Below are 14,922 nucleotides of genomic sequence, written 5' to 3'. Positions count from 1 at the left end.
GTGTCAGATGCGCTAGCAGGATGGGTCCACCGAGTCGCAATAGCTCCGCACAGTGCCGCTTGAAGCCGGGCGTCTTTCTCATTTCGTCGCGACGATGACCAGATTGTTTTCCGGTCTTTTTTGGTTGAGATTCAAGTCACCGAATAACCGGACTTCACGAAAACCCGATTCAAGCAAGAATCCTCTTAGTTCTTCTTTCTCGTAGAGTCGAGTCCAACATGTAAATTTCGCGTCTTTTTGTCGATAAGTGACCTTGAATATCCCATGTTCCCAATCCATCGAGCAATGCTCTTCCACATCGAAGGTGTATCGGATAAAAGGATTTTTGTGAGATGGCAGTTTGGCTCGTGCGCACTCCATGTCAGCCAGTTCCATCACAAGTATTCCGCCTGATTGGAGGCGCGCCGACCAAGTCTTGAGCATATTGATATCTTCATCAGCACTTTCAAAATAACCAAAACTTGTGAACATGCTGAGGAGGCCATCAAATTTTTCAAGAGGTGGGGCGCGCATGTCCATTGCCAAGTATCGAGGTCCTTTGTTTTCAGACTGAGCCAGCGATAGCTGCTCTTCTGAAATGTCGATGCCGGTCACTTCATACCCAAGGGAATGCATGCGACCCGAGAGGCGGCCAAAGCCGCAGCAAATATCCAAGAGTTTTGAGTGAGTGGCAAGTGGAATTATTTGGGAGAGCAAGAGGGCTTCTTGCTCCGTATTCCGGTACCGACCCAAGCTCCGGGCGGCATGGACGAATTCCAATGGAAATCCGCTCTTCGGATTTTTATTGGGTAGTGCTCGTCTTCCGAAAATGAATCCGTACTGGTCATGATTCGCGGATCTCAAGAAACTCGCCCGTCCGGCGACACCCCGACATGGGCCGCAGTGTCTTTCGGATAAATGACTTCCATCGTCCCATGCTCGATGGAAGGGTCGATCAGATCATTCTCCGTTGCGAATGAATAAATAATCGCAATGCGATTGCTGTTCTCGGTCAGTGGAGAAACCCGATGCAAGGTGGTGTTTGTCTTCATGAAATAGGTTTCTCCGCTCTGCACATGCATGCTCGAGACAAGTCGCTTTTCCAAGGTTTCCTTGATGCATTTTTCTGGGTGCTGCTTGTCCCAAGCAACGTTCTGGATATACTCAATCCGCCCCCCGGCTAGAGGATCGGGACTCTCGACAACATGGATCAGGGCGAAAGCGAGTCATCCCAATGCCAGCCGTGCGTGTCGCCGTGGCCGCATTGGTTGTTGATAATGTATTCTTCCGGTGCGTAAGGAACTCTATAAACAGGTTCTCCCGCAATCGTGCTCAGAAGCATGAGAAGAATATCGGAATGAAACAGAGCCGGCGTAACGAGACCTGCCTCGCGGATGGCATCTCGGCCTACGCTTCGATAGCTTCTGGGGGTATTGCCGGTGGATGCAATATTGACATTCCGTCGCTCTGATTTTTCAGCTAAGAGTCTCCGAGCTTCGGTATGGAGAGAAGCCTGAAGAGGATGCGGGATTAAATTGCCAATTCTCACGCATTGATGAAAATCAAACTCTTCTTGCCAGCAATGCACTTGCCTGTCGAATCCGGAAAAATGAGTTGCTAGCAAGGCGTCGAGGTTGCCTTGGATTTGACTGAAGTTCATTGAATTAAGTTAGGAGAAATGCTTATTCGAATATGAGGAGTTCGCCCGTGGCCTCCCAAGTACGGATGAGCCTGTATTCCCGCTCAAGGATCTCCTCGTCATCGCTGGCGAGATAAGCAATGCCGGCGTTGGTAAATAGATCGATGGTTCGCGCCACCGTCTCGCCCGGCTCTGGCGCGTGGATCAGAGACCGAAAGGACTTCAACGTGGACAACCTCTCGCGGCACTTGTTTTCCTTGAGGGTCCCCGAACTGCTCGAAGATAGGGTGACGCAATGCAGGTGCTTCCTGCGGGAATACGACGTGCCGAGTAGTTCGGAAAAGGCGCCCGGGTCAGCTTGGCGGAGCACTGTCAAGGTGACATGAGAGTGTGCGGTGGCCTCCATCACGGCCTCGTGATCAATCGTTCCCTGCATCCGAGCCGCGGTTTCAATCAGCAGCAGTTCCCCATCATCGGTTTGGAACAGCTCCGTATGTGACGGTCCCTCCCTGATACCCAAGGCGTCAAGGCATGCGGTTGTGTAGAGCTTCAGGACACGAGCCAGGTCATGGTCCGGGGGCAGCAGAATCTCGCGGTCGCATATCAGCGATGCGCCGCGCACGGCAATCTTGTCGTCTTTCCATATTTCAGAGATGTAGTGCCGGCCGTCCATGCTGACGGCATTCACGATGAACTGCTGCCCGGAAATTTTTTCCTGCAGCACCGCAGCCTCGTTGACCTCGCCCAGCTTGTTTCGCTTTCCCAGGACGGCGTCCACGGCCACTGCGACCTCGGCCATGTCATCGCAGAACCTGACACCGTCGGCGCCCGCGCTTGCCGATGGTTTGACGACCACGGGCCACCTTTGCAATGCCCCCGCCCACTCGAGCGCCTCGCCGACTGTGACGCAACGGGCTTGCCTCAGGGTGGAGAGACCAGCCTCTCTGAGGCGTTCATGCATCTCGTACTTGTCCCTGCGGAGGCGACTTGTGCGCGGATCGTTTCCTGGCACGTGCAGCAGTCGTGCCAGCTTCTCGGCCGTCTCGACGCCGGTTTCTGTGCCTGCTATCACGCACATGATCGGCGCGAGCCCTTTCAGATCGCCCGCAATGTCATCGATGCCGCCTGGCACACCGGCGACGAAGTGCTTCTGGAAATCGCCGGGCCGAAAGGCGGCAAGGAAGTCGGCTGGGATGTCCGGTGAACTCTGAACGTGGACACATTTGATTCCGAAACGTCCGAACTCCTTCGGCAAGCATGATCCAGTGGAATAGGCGTCGACGACGACGGCCAATCCCAGCGGTGGTTGTCTTGTATTGCGCATGCGCCCCCTGTCAGGTGTTTGAAAGGCGCGAATTCTGCGCAAGCCCTCCAGACCTGACAACTACCAATGTTGGTAGGTTGGCGCCCGACGGGCTTGGCCGACACCGCGGAAGTCTTGACGAGCAGATGCACCCGTCCGAATCACGAAGCACGATACTTTCGCGATGAGTCAGATCGGCAAACCCCCGGGCGACAACGCCCTGATCCGCCACGGCTGCGAAGCGACGCCATGCCCGCCGCGCTCGAAGCCCTGGGTGCTGGCCGCGGCCATCATCGGGTCGAGCATGGCCTTCATCGACGGCACGGTGGTCAACGTAGCGCTGCCCGCAATCCAGCGCGAGCTGAACGCCACGGCCTTCCAGGCGCAATGGGTGGTGGAGTCGTATGCGCTCTTCCTGGCTGCGCTGCTGCTGGTCGGCGGCGCGCTGGGTGACCTCTTCGGGCGGCGGCGCATCTTCGCGATCGGCGTCGTGCTCTTCGCGCTGGCGTCGGTGGGCTGCGCGCTGTCGGGCACGGTGCAGCAGCTGATCCTGGCGCGCGCGGTGCAGGGCATCGGCGGCGCCCTGCTCGTGCCCGGCAGCCTGGCCCTGATCAGCGCCAATTTCGCGCAGAAGGAGCGAGGCCGTGCCATCGGCACCTGGTCCGGCGCGAGCGGCATCACTGCAGCCATCGGGCCGGTGCTCGGCGGCTTCCTGGTCGATCACTATTCGTGGACCTGGGCCTTCCTGGTGAACGTGCCGATGGCGCTGGCGGTGCTGTGGATCGTGTGGCGCCATGTGCCGGAGAGCCGCGGCAGTTCCGCCGGCAGCGGGCTGGATGCGTGGGGCGCCGTGCTGGCGACCGCAGCGCTGGGCGGCATCGTCTATGCATTCATCGAGGCGCCCACGCAGGGCTGGGGTTCGGCGGCAGTGATGGCGGCGCTGGCCATCGGCATTGCAAGCAGCGTCGTCTTCGTGATGGTCGAGCAGCGCGCCGAATCGCCGATGCTGCCCTTGTCGCTCTTGCGCATCGGCAACTTTGCCGGGGCCAACCTGCTGACGCTGCTGCTGTATGCGGCTCTGGGGGGAGGGCTGTATTTTTTTCCGCTCAACCTCATCCAGGTGCAGGGCTACTCGGCCACGGCGGCGGGTGCCGCGCTGCTGCCGTTCATCCTGATCATGTTCGTGCTCTCGGGCTGGGCAGGGCAGCTGGTGGATCGCTTCGGGCCACGGCTGCCGCTGGTGGTGGGGCCGAGCATCGCGGCCGCGGGCTTTGCGCTGTTCGCGGTGCCGGGCGTCGGGGCCAGCTACTGGACAGCTTTCTTTCCGGCGGTGGTGGTGCTGGGATGCGGCATGACGATCACGGTGGCGCCGCTGACGACGACGGTGATGAATGCGGTCGGACCAGAGGCGGCGGGGATCGCATCGGGGGTGAACAACGCGGTGTCGCGTGCGGCATCGGTGCTGGCGATCGCTGTGTTCGGAGTGGTGATGGCATGGGCCTTCGATGCGGTGCTGGCGCAAGGGCTGCGCGACGCGGGGGCCTCGGCGCAGGCCAGTGCGTTCATCGAGGGGCAGCGCAGCAAGCTGGCGGGCGCTGAGATGCCGCCGGGCATCGATGCGGCGGCTGCGGCGGCGCTCAAGCGCGCGGTGGCCGAGTCCTTCGTGGCGGGGTTTCGGTGGGTGATGCTGATCTGCGCAGGGCTGGCACTGCTGAGTGCGCTGAGTGCGTGGGTGATGATCGGGCGCGGGCCGAGCGAGGCGGGGGCGGCGGTGCCCAAGCCGCGCTAGCCCCTGGCCATCAGTGAGACAACAAGGTGCCAGGCGAGCCAGGGTCCCCGCCAGCCACGAAGACGCTGCGTTTCAGGTTTGAGCTGCCTGGGTTGCACGCGGCGATCAAGCCACCGGCGAAATGAATGAGATCAGCCTCCCCATGCGCGCAATGAAGTTCGACGTGAGGATGAACTGCGGCTTCTCGCGCTTCACATAAGGTGCGATCTCCGGCGGTACATCCGGCGGATAGGGAGAGGTGTCGTAGATGTCGCCCACATGGCGGCTGCGATAGGCCGTGCCGGTGTACGGCGTCGTCGGGCCATTGCCGCGATACGGGTTCACGACCTCCGGCACTGGCGCGGTCCAGTAGTTGCCGTCCACCAGCGCAGCCACGATCGTCTGCACCTCGGATTCCGGCACCGCGGGCGTCTTCAGCACGGCGCCTTCGAACAGATCGGGGAAATCCACTTCGCGAACGGCCGCGAAGTACTTCGGCAGGGCGCGGGGTGTCGTAGTGCGCAGCGGCGATTTGGCCACCATGGCATCGATCTGCGCCTGCGTCATTGCGTTGAGCTCGTCCAGGCGCTTTTGCAGCGCCGCCGTATCCACCGAACGGCCGGACGAATAGTGGCTGATGGTGTTGGTGATGTCCTTGTCGAAGAAGTACGCGCCGTTGTGGACGTTGGAGCCGTAGCGGTGGATATAGAGCGGCTCGTTCGTATCGAGCTCGATGAACGTGGCCACGTTGCGGCCCGCGAGCAGCGGATTGAGGGTCGCGACGTTCGCAGGCAACTGGATCGAGGGCGACTTCAGCCAATTTATCGCCTGCTGCAGCTGCGACAGGTACTTCTTGTCGCCCGTCAGCGTGAAGTAGCCGAAGAGCTGCTGGATATTGGTCTGCGTCGTGTGGGTGGCCAGCGAGCGCGGCTCGTAGGAGCGCGCGCCGGCCGGCGCGCCTGCCGGGCGGCCGTTCGTGATGCGCGACAGGTGCTGAAGGCTCCAGCCCGATTGCAGCGGCTGGACGGTCGAGGTCCATTGCATCCGCTGCATGCAGTCCATGGCCCGCGTGATGTTGGCCACCAGGTCCGTGCGGCCGAGCGTCATCACGCACATGGTCAGGAACTTGATGTTCTCGCCCATCACGTCGTCGTTGAAGGTCACGTGCAGCGTGTAGTCGCCGTCTTCCATGCCGGCGCGCGCGCCCACCGGCAACTGCTGCGGGTTGGGCAGTGGCATCGAGGTGATCGCGCTCGGGTTGTGCGGAAAGCGCTGCGGCCAGCCGCCGTCGGCCACGCCGAACTCGGGGCCGAACTGCGCATCGGTAATGAACTTGATGGCCTTGTCCGTGGCAGCCTGGTAGACCGGGTCCTTCTTTTCGAGGTACATGCGCAGCATCAGCTGCGAGGCCACGGCGGTGGTGGCGTCATCGAAGGTCGCGTTGCCGTAGTAGTGCTGGAACTCCTCGAGGCGCCAGCCATTCATGCCCACCGTCTCGTACCAGTGCTGCAGCGACGCCTCGCCTGCGAAGTCATAGATGTAGTTCCAGCCGCCGGAACCGTGCTGGGCGGCGGCAACCGCCTTGGCCGTGCGGTCGGCGGCCTGGTAGAAGCGCTCGTCCCCGGTCGCGTGATACGCATCCAGGTAGATGTGGCCGATGGAGGAAGTGCCCGGCGGCTGCAGCCAGAGCATGGTGCGCTTGGCCTCCATTTCGCCGAAGGTCTGCGTGAGGTCGGGCGAGTACGACCAGACGTAGCCGCCGCGGTAGGAGACGACTTCGTCCATGTAGGTGGCAGCCCGCTTGAGCGCCGCCGTGGCGGTGGCCTGAGGGGTAGGGGCGGGCGCAGGCGCAGGCGCCGGGGCAGGGGCGGGAGCAGGAATCGGGAAATTGGGCCCATCGCCACCGCCGCCACAGGCGGCCAGCGCGACGGGGGACAGGACCGAAATTGCAAACTGTCTGCGTTTCATGGCATTCCCCTCGATGGAGTCAGGTGTCTGGGCGGGACCGCAGGTCATCAGTTGTCATACAAGCAACTGGCTTCTGCGGCGGGCGATTATTGAGGTCGCCAACGACGCGCGTCAATGGGGGAACGCCTCAATGGCAGATTTGCAAACCTCACCAAACGAGTTCTGGTTGTAGGACAACGTACCTCGACAGGTTGGCGCTGAAGCTGCAGCCTCAGCCCCGGGACACCCCCGCCTACGACCTTTGGTTAGCCCGCATGGCGGATACCCAAGCCCACCCCCCGCACCCACACTGCGCCTCGTGATCCCCCGTTCACCGACGCTGTCGGCAGGAGGAATGGCCATGATCCCAAGACGCTGCTCTGCGGCGAAGCGAGTGCTGTTGCCGCTGGCAGTCATCCTGTGCCTCGCGGCCTGCAGCAAAGGGCCGAAGCCCGGCGAAGTGCTCGACGAAGCCAAGCAGGCCGGCCGCGACGCCGCCTCCTTCCCGCACGCCACCGAGGACTACTTCCGCGACATGGATGGCGGCATCGCGCTCACGCCCGAAGAGGTCAAGGGCCGCAACATGTGGCTGATGTGGAGCGGCGGCAACGACCGCTTCTGGACGCAGATGACGGACTACACCTTCGGCGCCTTCGACCTGCTGAAGGTGGTGAGCACGCATCCCACGCTCGGCTATTCGCGCGCCAACCGCTGGAGCTATTTCGGCCTGGTGAACGAACCCTGCTTCGAGGCGGCGACCGGTCCCGACAAGTCCCGCCGCGGCCTCTGGCTCGACGTGCGCAGCAAGGACTGCGGTCCCGACCCGTTCGAGAACGAGAGCAAGTACCCGGGCGTCAAGATCGGATCGCGCGGCCAGCCGCTGGGCGACGGCACGACGCAGCCGGTGGGCTCGTTCTACGGCTGGGGCACGGGCATTGCGGGCCTCAGGCTTTTTCCCAACCCGGCCTTCGATGCCAAGGCGGCCAAGGAGTGGGACGCAGAGAAGTACTACACCGACCCCAACTACTACAACCGCAAGGATTTGGTGCGGCCGTACCGCGTGGGCATGTCCTGCGGCTTCTGCCACATCGGCCCGAGCCCGGTGAAGCCGCCGGCCGATCCCAACAGCCCGAAGTTCGAGAACCTCAGCTCGTCGGTGGGTGCGCAGTACATGTGGGTGGACCGGCTCTTCATCTACAACGCCAACAAGCCCGAAGGCCGCACCAACTACATGTTCCAGCTGGCCCACACCTACCGGCCGGGCAGCATGGACACCTCGCTGGTCTCCACCGACAGCATCAACAACCCGCGCACGATGAACGCGGTGTACGACTTCGGCGCACGCATGGACATGGCCAAGCGCATCGGGCAGGAGAAGCTCGCGGGCGGCGAGCTCGACAACAAGCAGTTCAACGACTACCTGGCCAGCGGGCCGCTGCTGGACTTCTTCACCAAGCCCGACGCGGTGCGCACGCCGCACGTGCTGAAGGACGGCGCGGATTCAGTGGGCCTGCTCGGTGCGCTCAACCGGGTCTACCTCAACATCGGCCTGTTCAGCGAAGAATGGCTGCTGCACTTCAACCCGGTGGTGGGCGGCAAGACGATCACGCCGATCCCGATCGCCACGGCGCAGAAGAACTCCAGCTACTGGCAGGCGACCGAGGCGGGCACGCCCGACACGGCGCTGTTCTTCCTCAAGGCGGCGCAACCCGACCGGCTCAAGGATGCGCCCGGGGGCGCCGAGCACCTGCAGGCCGGCGCGGGCCTGCTCGAGCGCGGCAAGACGGCCTTTGCCGACACCTGCGCGCGTTGCCATTCGAGCAAGGCGCCGACGCCGCCGCCCGCGCTGGAGCTCACGGCCGCGAAGTGCGCTGGCGCCGGCTACCTCGACTGCTTCAAGCGCTACTGGAAGTGGACCCAGAGCGACGAGTACAAGACCGAGATGCGCAAGATCGTGCAGGCGCCGGACTTCCTCCAGGGCAACTACCTGTCGACCGACGCGCGCATCCCGGCGACGCTGCTGCGCACCAACGTCTGCAGCCCGCTCGCGACCAATGCGCTGGCCGGCAACATCTGGAACGACTTCTCGTCGCAGACCTACAAGCAACTGCCCTCGGTCGGCACGGTGACGTTGCGCGACCCCTTCAGCGGCGAGCCGCGGCCCTATGCAATGCCGGCCGGCGGGCGCGGCTACACGCGCGTGCCTTCGCTGATCAGTGTCTGGTCGACGGCGCCGCTGCTGCTCAACAACACAGTGGGTCCCTTCGACATCGATCCCTCGGTCAATGCGCGCCTGCGCAGCTTCGAGGCCTCGATCGAGCAGATGCTGTGGCCCGAGCGGCGCGAGCGCGACCCGGAGCTGGGCGACAAAGTCGAAGGCTTCATCGACCGCACGACGGAGCGCAGCACCGTGACCGTGCCTACCGGCTTCGTGCCCGAGGCGCTTCGCCCGCTGCAGGGCACGCTGCACCGCTGGGCGCCGTGGCTGGCGGAGAAGGACGGCGACATCGTGCTCGGCCCCATCCCCAAGGGCACCCCGGTGGCACTGCTGGCCAATCTCAAGCTGCGCGCGGAGGGCGACAGCCTGCACGAGAAGGCGAGCCACGTGCAAGATGTGGGCGAGCTGCTGATCGAGCTCAGGCGTGCGTTGAAGAGCGCCCCCGCCGGTGCCACCGACGAGCAGCTGCGCGAGCATTTCTCGAAGCTGCGCGAGCCGATGATGCAGTTGAGCAAGTGCCCGGACTTCGTCGTCAACCGCGGCCATTATTTCGGCACCGCGCAGTTCAACCGGCAGGACGGGCTGAGCGAGGACGAGAAGGCCTTCGGCCGCGAGCCCGAGTTGAGCGACGAGGACAAGCGCGCGCTGATCGCCTTCCTCAAGACCTTCTGAGACCTGATGACCGAACCCGAATGGGACTATGTGATCGTCGGCTCCGGCCCCGGCGGCGGCACGCTGGCCGCGCGGTTGGCGGAGGCTGGCATGCGGGTCTTCCTGATCGAGGCCGGCGGCGACCCGCGGGCCTCCGCACCGCGCCTGCCGGAAGACTATGACGTGCCGGCCTTCCACGCCTTCGCCTGCGAGAACCCGGCCATCAGCTGGAACTTCCGCGTGCGCCATCATGCCGACGAGGCGCGGCAGGCCCGCGACTGGAAATACGAGGCAGGGCAGGGCGTGCTCTACCCGCGCGCGGCGGCGCTCGGCGGATGCAGCGCACACAACGCGATGATCTTCATGCTGCCGCACGCCTCCGACTGGAACCACATTGCGCGGCTGACCGGCGACCGCTCGTGGCGCGCCTCGCGCATGCGCCGCTATGCCCAGCGTATCGAGAACTGCGCGCACCGGCCGGTGTGGCGGGCGCTGCGCCATGTGGGGCTCGATCCGACCGGCCACGGCTGGGGCGGCTGGCTGCGCACCGAGAAGGCGATCCCGCTCACGGTGCTGGGCGATGACGGGCTGATGCGGGTCCTGCGCGACAGCGCCGGCGTCTTCGCCGGCAGCCTGCCCACGCCGGTGCGCAGCACGCTGCGCTGGCTGCGGGGCGGGCTGGGCGACCCGAACTCGCGGCGCCTGTGGCCTGGCAGCTTCGAGGGGCTGTGCTATACGCCGCTCTCCACCTCGGCGCACCGGCGCGCAGGCATCCGCGAGCGGCTGCTGGAGGTGGCAAGGAAGCACCCGGGCCGCTTGCACATCGAGCTCGACGCCCTGGCCGCGCGCGTGCTCTTCGACGAAGCCGGCGTGGCGTCCGGCGTCGAGTACCTCAAGGGCGCGCACCTGTACCGCGCTCATGCGGCGCCGAGCACGGCCGAAGGCCAGCGGCGCGAGGCGCGGGCGCGGCGAGAGGTGATCCTCTGCGGCGGCGCTTTCAATACACCGCAGCTGCTGATGCTCTCGGGCATCGGGCCTGAAGAAGAGCTGCGCCGGCACGGCATCGCGCAGCGCGCTGCGCTGCCCGGCGTCGGCCGCAATCTGCAGGACCGCTACGAGATCGCCGTCACGCACCGCATGCGCCGGCCGTGGGAGGTGCTCGAGGGCGCGCGCTTCGATCGCGACGACACGCTGTGGCGGCGCTGGGACGAAGGGCGCGTCGGCATGTACGCCTCCAACGGCGCGGCGCTGGGCGTGGTGCAGCGCTCGAGCTTCGCGGCCAGGCCAGGCGCAGAGCCCGATCTCTTCTGCATGGCGCTGCTGGGGCGCTTCGAGGGCTATTTCCCCGGCTTCTCGGCACTGATACGGGAGCAGCCCGACCAGCTGACCTGGGCGGTGCTGAAGGGTCATACGCGCAACCGCGCCGGCACCGTGCGCCTGCGCTCCGCCGACCCGCGCGACATGCCCTTGGTGGACTTCCACTACTTCGACGAGACCGACGATCCGGGCGCCGAGGACCTGAAGGCAGTGGTGCAGGCGATCCGTCTGGTGCGCCGGATGACGGCGCCGCTGCTCGCCAAAGGATGGATCGCCGAGGAGATCGCGCCCGGCCCGGCCGTGCAGAGCGATGAGGCGCTGGCCGACTATGTGCGCGACACGGCCTGGGGCCATCACGCCTCCTGCTCCTGCGCGATCGGCCCGCGGGAGCAGGGCGGGGTGCTGGACGGCAATTTCGCGGTGCACGGCGTGCCGCGCTTGCGCGTGGTCGATGCCTCGGTGTTCCCGCGCATTCCAGGTTTCTTCGTCGCATCCGCGGTCTACATGGCCGCGGAGAAGGCGGCGGATGCGGTGCTGCGCACGGCCGCGCGCACACCACTTTCGGCAAATTGACGGCCCACGACCCTGGCCGGACACTTGGACGGCGGGGTCTTCACTCGAGGAGATGGCGCATGGCTTACGACGTACAGCAACTGCTCGACATGACGCAGCAGCAGCTCGACGAGCTCTTCACCGCCAGCCCGGCGGGGGACATTCCCTCCGGCGAGGCGGAGGGCACCGCGATCATCGCGCCCGGCACCCGCTACACCGAGTCGATCGCGAAGATGGTCAACTTCTTCGGCTGGCAGGGCAAGGTCTTCGACCCCGCCAATGGCGTGCTCAAGAACAAGGTCAGTCCCTTCGGCATCCAGGCCATCGTGGCCAAGGTCTACAAGGGCGACAGCTGGCTGGACCAGAAGGAGTGCATCGTGCTCGACTACTCCAAGACCTCGGTGGTGGCCCACTGGATCCGCGACGAGATCCGGCTGATCTCGCCGGGCTTCTACCTCGGCAAGGTGTACTGGGGCAAGGAGCGGCTCATCGACTTCTGCCTCAAGTTCTAGCCTGCCGACACAACCCTCATGCAGTGACTCCGCAATCGCACTTCGTGGTGGTCGCCGCCATCGCCCCGGGACGCGAAGCAGGGCTGCGCAAGCTGCTGGGCACCATGACACTCGCGCCCGGCACGGCCGACCCGGCCAATCCGGTGCTGCCCTTCGGCGCCTTCGAGCGATTGCACTTCGCGCGGTTCGCGATACTGGGCGACGCGACGATGGCGGACTTCGAAGTCTTCGGGCTGCCGCGGCCCAAGCTGCCGACCTACCTGCTCTTCATGGGCGACTGCGACGGCTCGGCCGAGGCGCAACTGGCCGAAATGGTGCAGCACGCCGGCGAGGGCCTGCGCCGCATCTTCTCGCACTGCCGCGGCCTCGACCTGCGTGACGACCTGCTCGAGTGGCTGATCGAGCATGACCGCCCGGTTGCCGCGCCGTACGTCAACCGCATCGGGCGCACCGTTCGACAGATCCGCGAGGAGAGCGCGCTGCAGCGGGCCCTGGCGGCGCGGGTGCCGCGCGACATACGCGGCGCGGCGGTCGATCCGCAGATGCTGCGGCGCGACCTGCTGAACTTCGTGCGCGCCCAGCAGGCGACCGGCATGTTGCCGCTGACGCCGCCGGAGCCGACGCCGATAGGCTGGCGGGTGCGCAACACGCTGCATGCGATCGGGCTGCCGTTGGCAGCGTTGCTGCTCTCGCCGCTGCTGCTGATCGTGCTGCCGTTTTTTCTCGTGCTGCTGCGCCGGCACGAGCGCGCCGACCCGGAATACTGCCCGCGTCCGCGCGCCGCCGCGGTGGGCGCGATGCAGGAGCTGGAGGACCACGGCCCCAGCAACAGCTTCACCGCGCTCGGGGCCGTCAAGCCGGGCTGGTTCCGGCGCGTGCTGGTGCAGGTGCTGCTGCTCGCGATCGCCTGGGCCTGCCGCCATGTTTTCGGGCGCGGCCACCTGGGGCGCGTGCGCACCATCCACTTCGCGCACTGGGTCTTCCTCGACAACAAGCTCCGCGTGCTGTTCGCCAGCAACTACGACGGCAGCCACGAGGCCTACATGGACGACTTCATCAACAAGGTCGCGTGGGGCCTCAACCTGGTCTTCAGCAACGGCTTCGGGTGGCCCCGCACCGCCTGGCTGATCCAGCAGGGCGCGCGCCGCGAGCTGCCCTTCAAGTACTACCAGCGCGGCCACCAGCTGCCGACCGAGGTCTGGTACAAGGCCTACCCCGGCCTCACGCTCAGCGACCTGGAGCGCAACCGGCGCATCCGCGAAGGCTTCGAGCGCGTGGGCATGAGCGATGCGGAAGCGCTTGCGTGGCTGAGGTTGCTGTGAGCAGTGGCATGAGCCGCACGGCCGCTCCGAAGGCGAATAGCACCGCAGCCGAAGGCGAAGGTACTCCAGTGTCCCAGGTCGACTTCGAGGACATCCAGGGCCTGGCGCGCTACGGCTACAAGCACCTGACGCAGGCCTGCTTCCTGCTGCTGCGCATCCACGATGCCGAGGCCGCGCGCGCCTGGCTCGCTCGTGCGCCGGTCACCCCGGCCGTCGAGCGCCAGCCGCCGCCGCGCACCGCGCTGCAGATCGCCATCAGCGCCCCGGGCCTGCACAGGCTTGGCGTGGCACGCGACATCGTCGAAGGCTTCTCGGCGGAGTTCCTGGCCGGCATGAGCAGCGATGCCAGCCGGGCGCGGCGGCTCGGCGACCTCGGCGCGAACGATCCCGCGGGCTGGCAGTGGGGCGGTGCGCCGCACGAGGTGCCACATGTGCTGCTGATGCTCTACGCAATGCCGGGCCAGCTCGACACCCTGCTCGCCGCCGTGCGTGCCGAGTGCGAAGCCGGCTTCGAGGAGACCGATTGCCTCTTCACCGCCCGGCTGCGCGAGACCGAGCCTTTCGGCTTCGTCGACGGCATCTCGCAGCCGCGCGTCGACTGGGAGCGCAAGCGTCCGGCGCGCGACGAGGAGCAGTTCGGCTTCACCAACCGGTCCTGCCTCGGCGAGTACCTGCTGGGCTATCCCAACGAGTACGGTGCGTACACCGATCGTCCCTTGCTGGACCCGAAACGCGATCCCGGCACGATGCTGCCCCGTGCCGAGGATGCACCTGCGATGGCCGACCTCGGGCGCAACGGCAGCTACCTGGTGATGCGCCAGCTGCGCCAGGACGTGGGCGGCTTCTGGCAGTTCCTCGATCGCCAGGCCGGCGGCGATCCGGTCCTGCGCCGTCGGCTGGCCGAGGCCATGGTCGGCCGCAGCATGGATGGCAGCGAGGCGCTCGTGGGGCCCGGCCGGGAGCACATCGACGGAATCGACGAGGAGGCCCGACGGCGCAACGGCTTCACCTACCGTGGCGATCCCGACGGGCTGCGCTGTCCCATCGGTGCGCACATCCGCCGCGCCAATCCGCGCAACGGCGACCTGCCGCCGGGTTGGGCGAATCCGCTCTCGCGCCTGTGGCGGCGGCTGGGCTTCGGCGCGGGCTCGCTGCGGCCCGACCTGGTCGCCTCGACGCGCTTCCATCGCCTGCTGCGCCGCGGCCGCGAGTACGGCGGCGAACCGGGCGAGGAGACGGGGCTGCACTTCATCTGCCTGGGCGCCAACATCGCGCGGCAGTTCGAGTTCGTCCAGAACGCATGGCTGGCGGGGACGCGCTTCGATGGCCTCTCAGGCGAGTCCGATCCGCTATTGGGCCATCGGCTGCCGGATGCGGATGGCAGTCCGACGGACAGCTTTTCGATGCCGGTGGGCACGGGGCCGGATCGCCGGCTCTCGGGCCTGCCGCAGTTCGTGACCGTTCGGGGTGGGGCGTACTTCTTCATGCCCGGCATTCGCGCATTGCGTTACCTGTCGAAAGGGCAGTCCTCGTGAGGGCCTCGCGGTCGGCTGCTGTCTTGCTCCCTCTCTCTGTGGGGGAGGGTTGGGGTGGGGCGCTCGGTTCGTTTGATTTCGTACGGTGCTGTTGTGTTGAGTCCGGAGCCGGGATTTCGCCCCGGCGGGCGAGTTACTTTCTTTGTCTCGCCAAAGAAAGTAACCAAAGAAAGGCGACC

At 65.4% G+C, this 14,922-nt stretch carries 11 protein-coding genes; 6 read left to right on the top strand and 5 right to left on the bottom strand.

The window, feature by feature from the left end; translation table 11 throughout:
• Positions 1–78 precede the first annotated feature (78 nt).
• The 4 genes from ACMGEZ_RS28825 to ACMGEZ_RS28810 all read right to left on the bottom strand — a co-directional run bounded on the left by ACMGEZ_RS28825 (position 79) and on the right by ACMGEZ_RS28810 (position 2,912).
• A complete protein-coding gene (locus ACMGEZ_RS28825; RefSeq protein ID WP_436825703.1) occupies positions 79–759 on the bottom strand; it encodes a class I SAM-dependent methyltransferase in 681 nt (226 codons plus the stop codon).
• An 80-nt stretch (positions 760–839) separates the two neighbouring features.
• Complete coding sequence (locus ACMGEZ_RS28820; RefSeq protein WP_436825738.1) at positions 840–1,148, bottom strand: HalD/BesD family halogenase; 309 nt, start codon at positions 1,146–1,148, stop codon at positions 840–842.
• A 41-nt stretch (positions 1,149–1,189) separates the two neighbouring features.
• Positions 1,190–1,639 (bottom strand): HalD/BesD family halogenase, encoded by a 450-nt coding sequence (locus ACMGEZ_RS28815; RefSeq protein WP_436825702.1) that lies wholly within the window; start codon positions 1,637–1,639, stop codon positions 1,190–1,192.
• Positions 1,640–1,661: 22 nt separating this feature from the next.
• A complete protein-coding gene (locus ACMGEZ_RS28810) occupies positions 1,662–2,912 on the bottom strand; it encodes an ATP-grasp domain-containing protein (protein ID WP_436825701.1) in 1,251 nt (416 codons plus the stop codon).
• A gap of 193 nt (positions 2,913–3,105) precedes the next feature.
• Here ACMGEZ_RS28810 and ACMGEZ_RS28805 point away from each other — a divergent pair, with 193 nt between their 5' ends.
• The gene (locus ACMGEZ_RS28805; RefSeq protein WP_436825700.1) at positions 3,106–4,710 is read left to right on the top strand and encodes an MFS transporter; all 1,605 of its coding nucleotides are present in this window, start codon (positions 3,106–3,108) and stop codon (positions 4,708–4,710) included.
• Positions 4,711–4,815: 105 nt separating this feature from the next.
• Here the strand turns inward: ACMGEZ_RS28805 and ACMGEZ_RS28800 are convergent, their stop codons facing one another.
• Complete coding sequence (locus ACMGEZ_RS28800; RefSeq protein WP_436825699.1) at positions 4,816–6,657, bottom strand: pectate lyase; 1,842 nt, start codon at positions 6,655–6,657, stop codon at positions 4,816–4,818.
• A gap of 340 nt (positions 6,658–6,997) precedes the next feature.
• Between ACMGEZ_RS28800 and ACMGEZ_RS28795 the strand changes: the two genes are divergently transcribed.
• The 5 genes from ACMGEZ_RS28795 (at position 6,998) to ACMGEZ_RS28775 (ending at position 14,743) form a co-directional block, all read left to right on the top strand.
• Positions 6,998–9,526, top strand: a complete 2,529-nt coding sequence (locus ACMGEZ_RS28795) for a hypothetical protein (protein WP_436825698.1) — start codon at positions 6,998–7,000, stop codon at positions 9,524–9,526.
• Positions 9,527–9,532: 6 nt separating this feature from the next.
• A complete protein-coding gene (locus ACMGEZ_RS28790; protein WP_436825697.1) occupies positions 9,533–11,395 on the top strand; it encodes a GMC family oxidoreductase in 1,863 nt (620 codons plus the stop codon).
• Positions 11,396–11,454: 59 nt separating this feature from the next.
• Positions 11,455–11,886 (top strand): hypothetical protein, encoded by a 432-nt coding sequence (locus tag ACMGEZ_RS28785; RefSeq protein WP_436825696.1) that lies wholly within the window; start codon positions 11,455–11,457, stop codon positions 11,884–11,886.
• 23 nt (positions 11,887–11,909) lie between these two features.
• A complete protein-coding gene (locus ACMGEZ_RS28780) occupies positions 11,910–13,208 on the top strand; it encodes a hypothetical protein (protein ID WP_436825695.1) in 1,299 nt (432 codons plus the stop codon).
• A gap of 68 nt (positions 13,209–13,276) precedes the next feature.
• Positions 13,277–14,743, top strand: a complete 1,467-nt coding sequence (locus ACMGEZ_RS28775) for a Dyp-type peroxidase (protein WP_436825694.1) — start codon at positions 13,277–13,279, stop codon at positions 14,741–14,743.
• Positions 14,744–14,922 lie beyond the last annotated feature (179 nt).

The sequence above is a fragment of the Variovorax stachyos genome (genome assembly GCF_051400855.1).
Lineage (GTDB): Bacteria > Pseudomonadota > Gammaproteobacteria > Burkholderiales > Burkholderiaceae_C > Variovorax.
This window is presented reverse-complemented; position numbering and strand designations above follow the sequence as displayed.

Coding starts and splice junctions, on each gene's coding strand:
- ACMGEZ_RS28815 (WP_436825702.1), bottom strand. CDS start 1,639: ATGAACTTCAGTCAAATCCAAGGCAACCTCGACGCCTTGCTAGCAACT.
- ACMGEZ_RS28805 (WP_436825700.1), top strand. CDS start 3,106: ATGAGTCAGATCGGCAAACCCCCGGGCGACAACGCCCTGATCCGCCAC.
- ACMGEZ_RS28800 (WP_436825699.1), bottom strand. CDS start 6,657: ATGAAACGCAGACAGTTTGCAATTTCGGTCCTGTCCCCCGTCGCGCTG.
- ACMGEZ_RS28795 (WP_436825698.1), top strand. CDS start 6,998: ATGATCCCAAGACGCTGCTCTGCGGCGAAGCGAGTGCTGTTGCCGCTG.
- ACMGEZ_RS28790 (WP_436825697.1), top strand. CDS start 9,533: ATGACCGAACCCGAATGGGACTATGTGATCGTCGGCTCCGGCCCCGGC.
- ACMGEZ_RS28785 (WP_436825696.1), top strand. CDS start 11,455: ATGGCTTACGACGTACAGCAACTGCTCGACATGACGCAGCAGCAGCTC.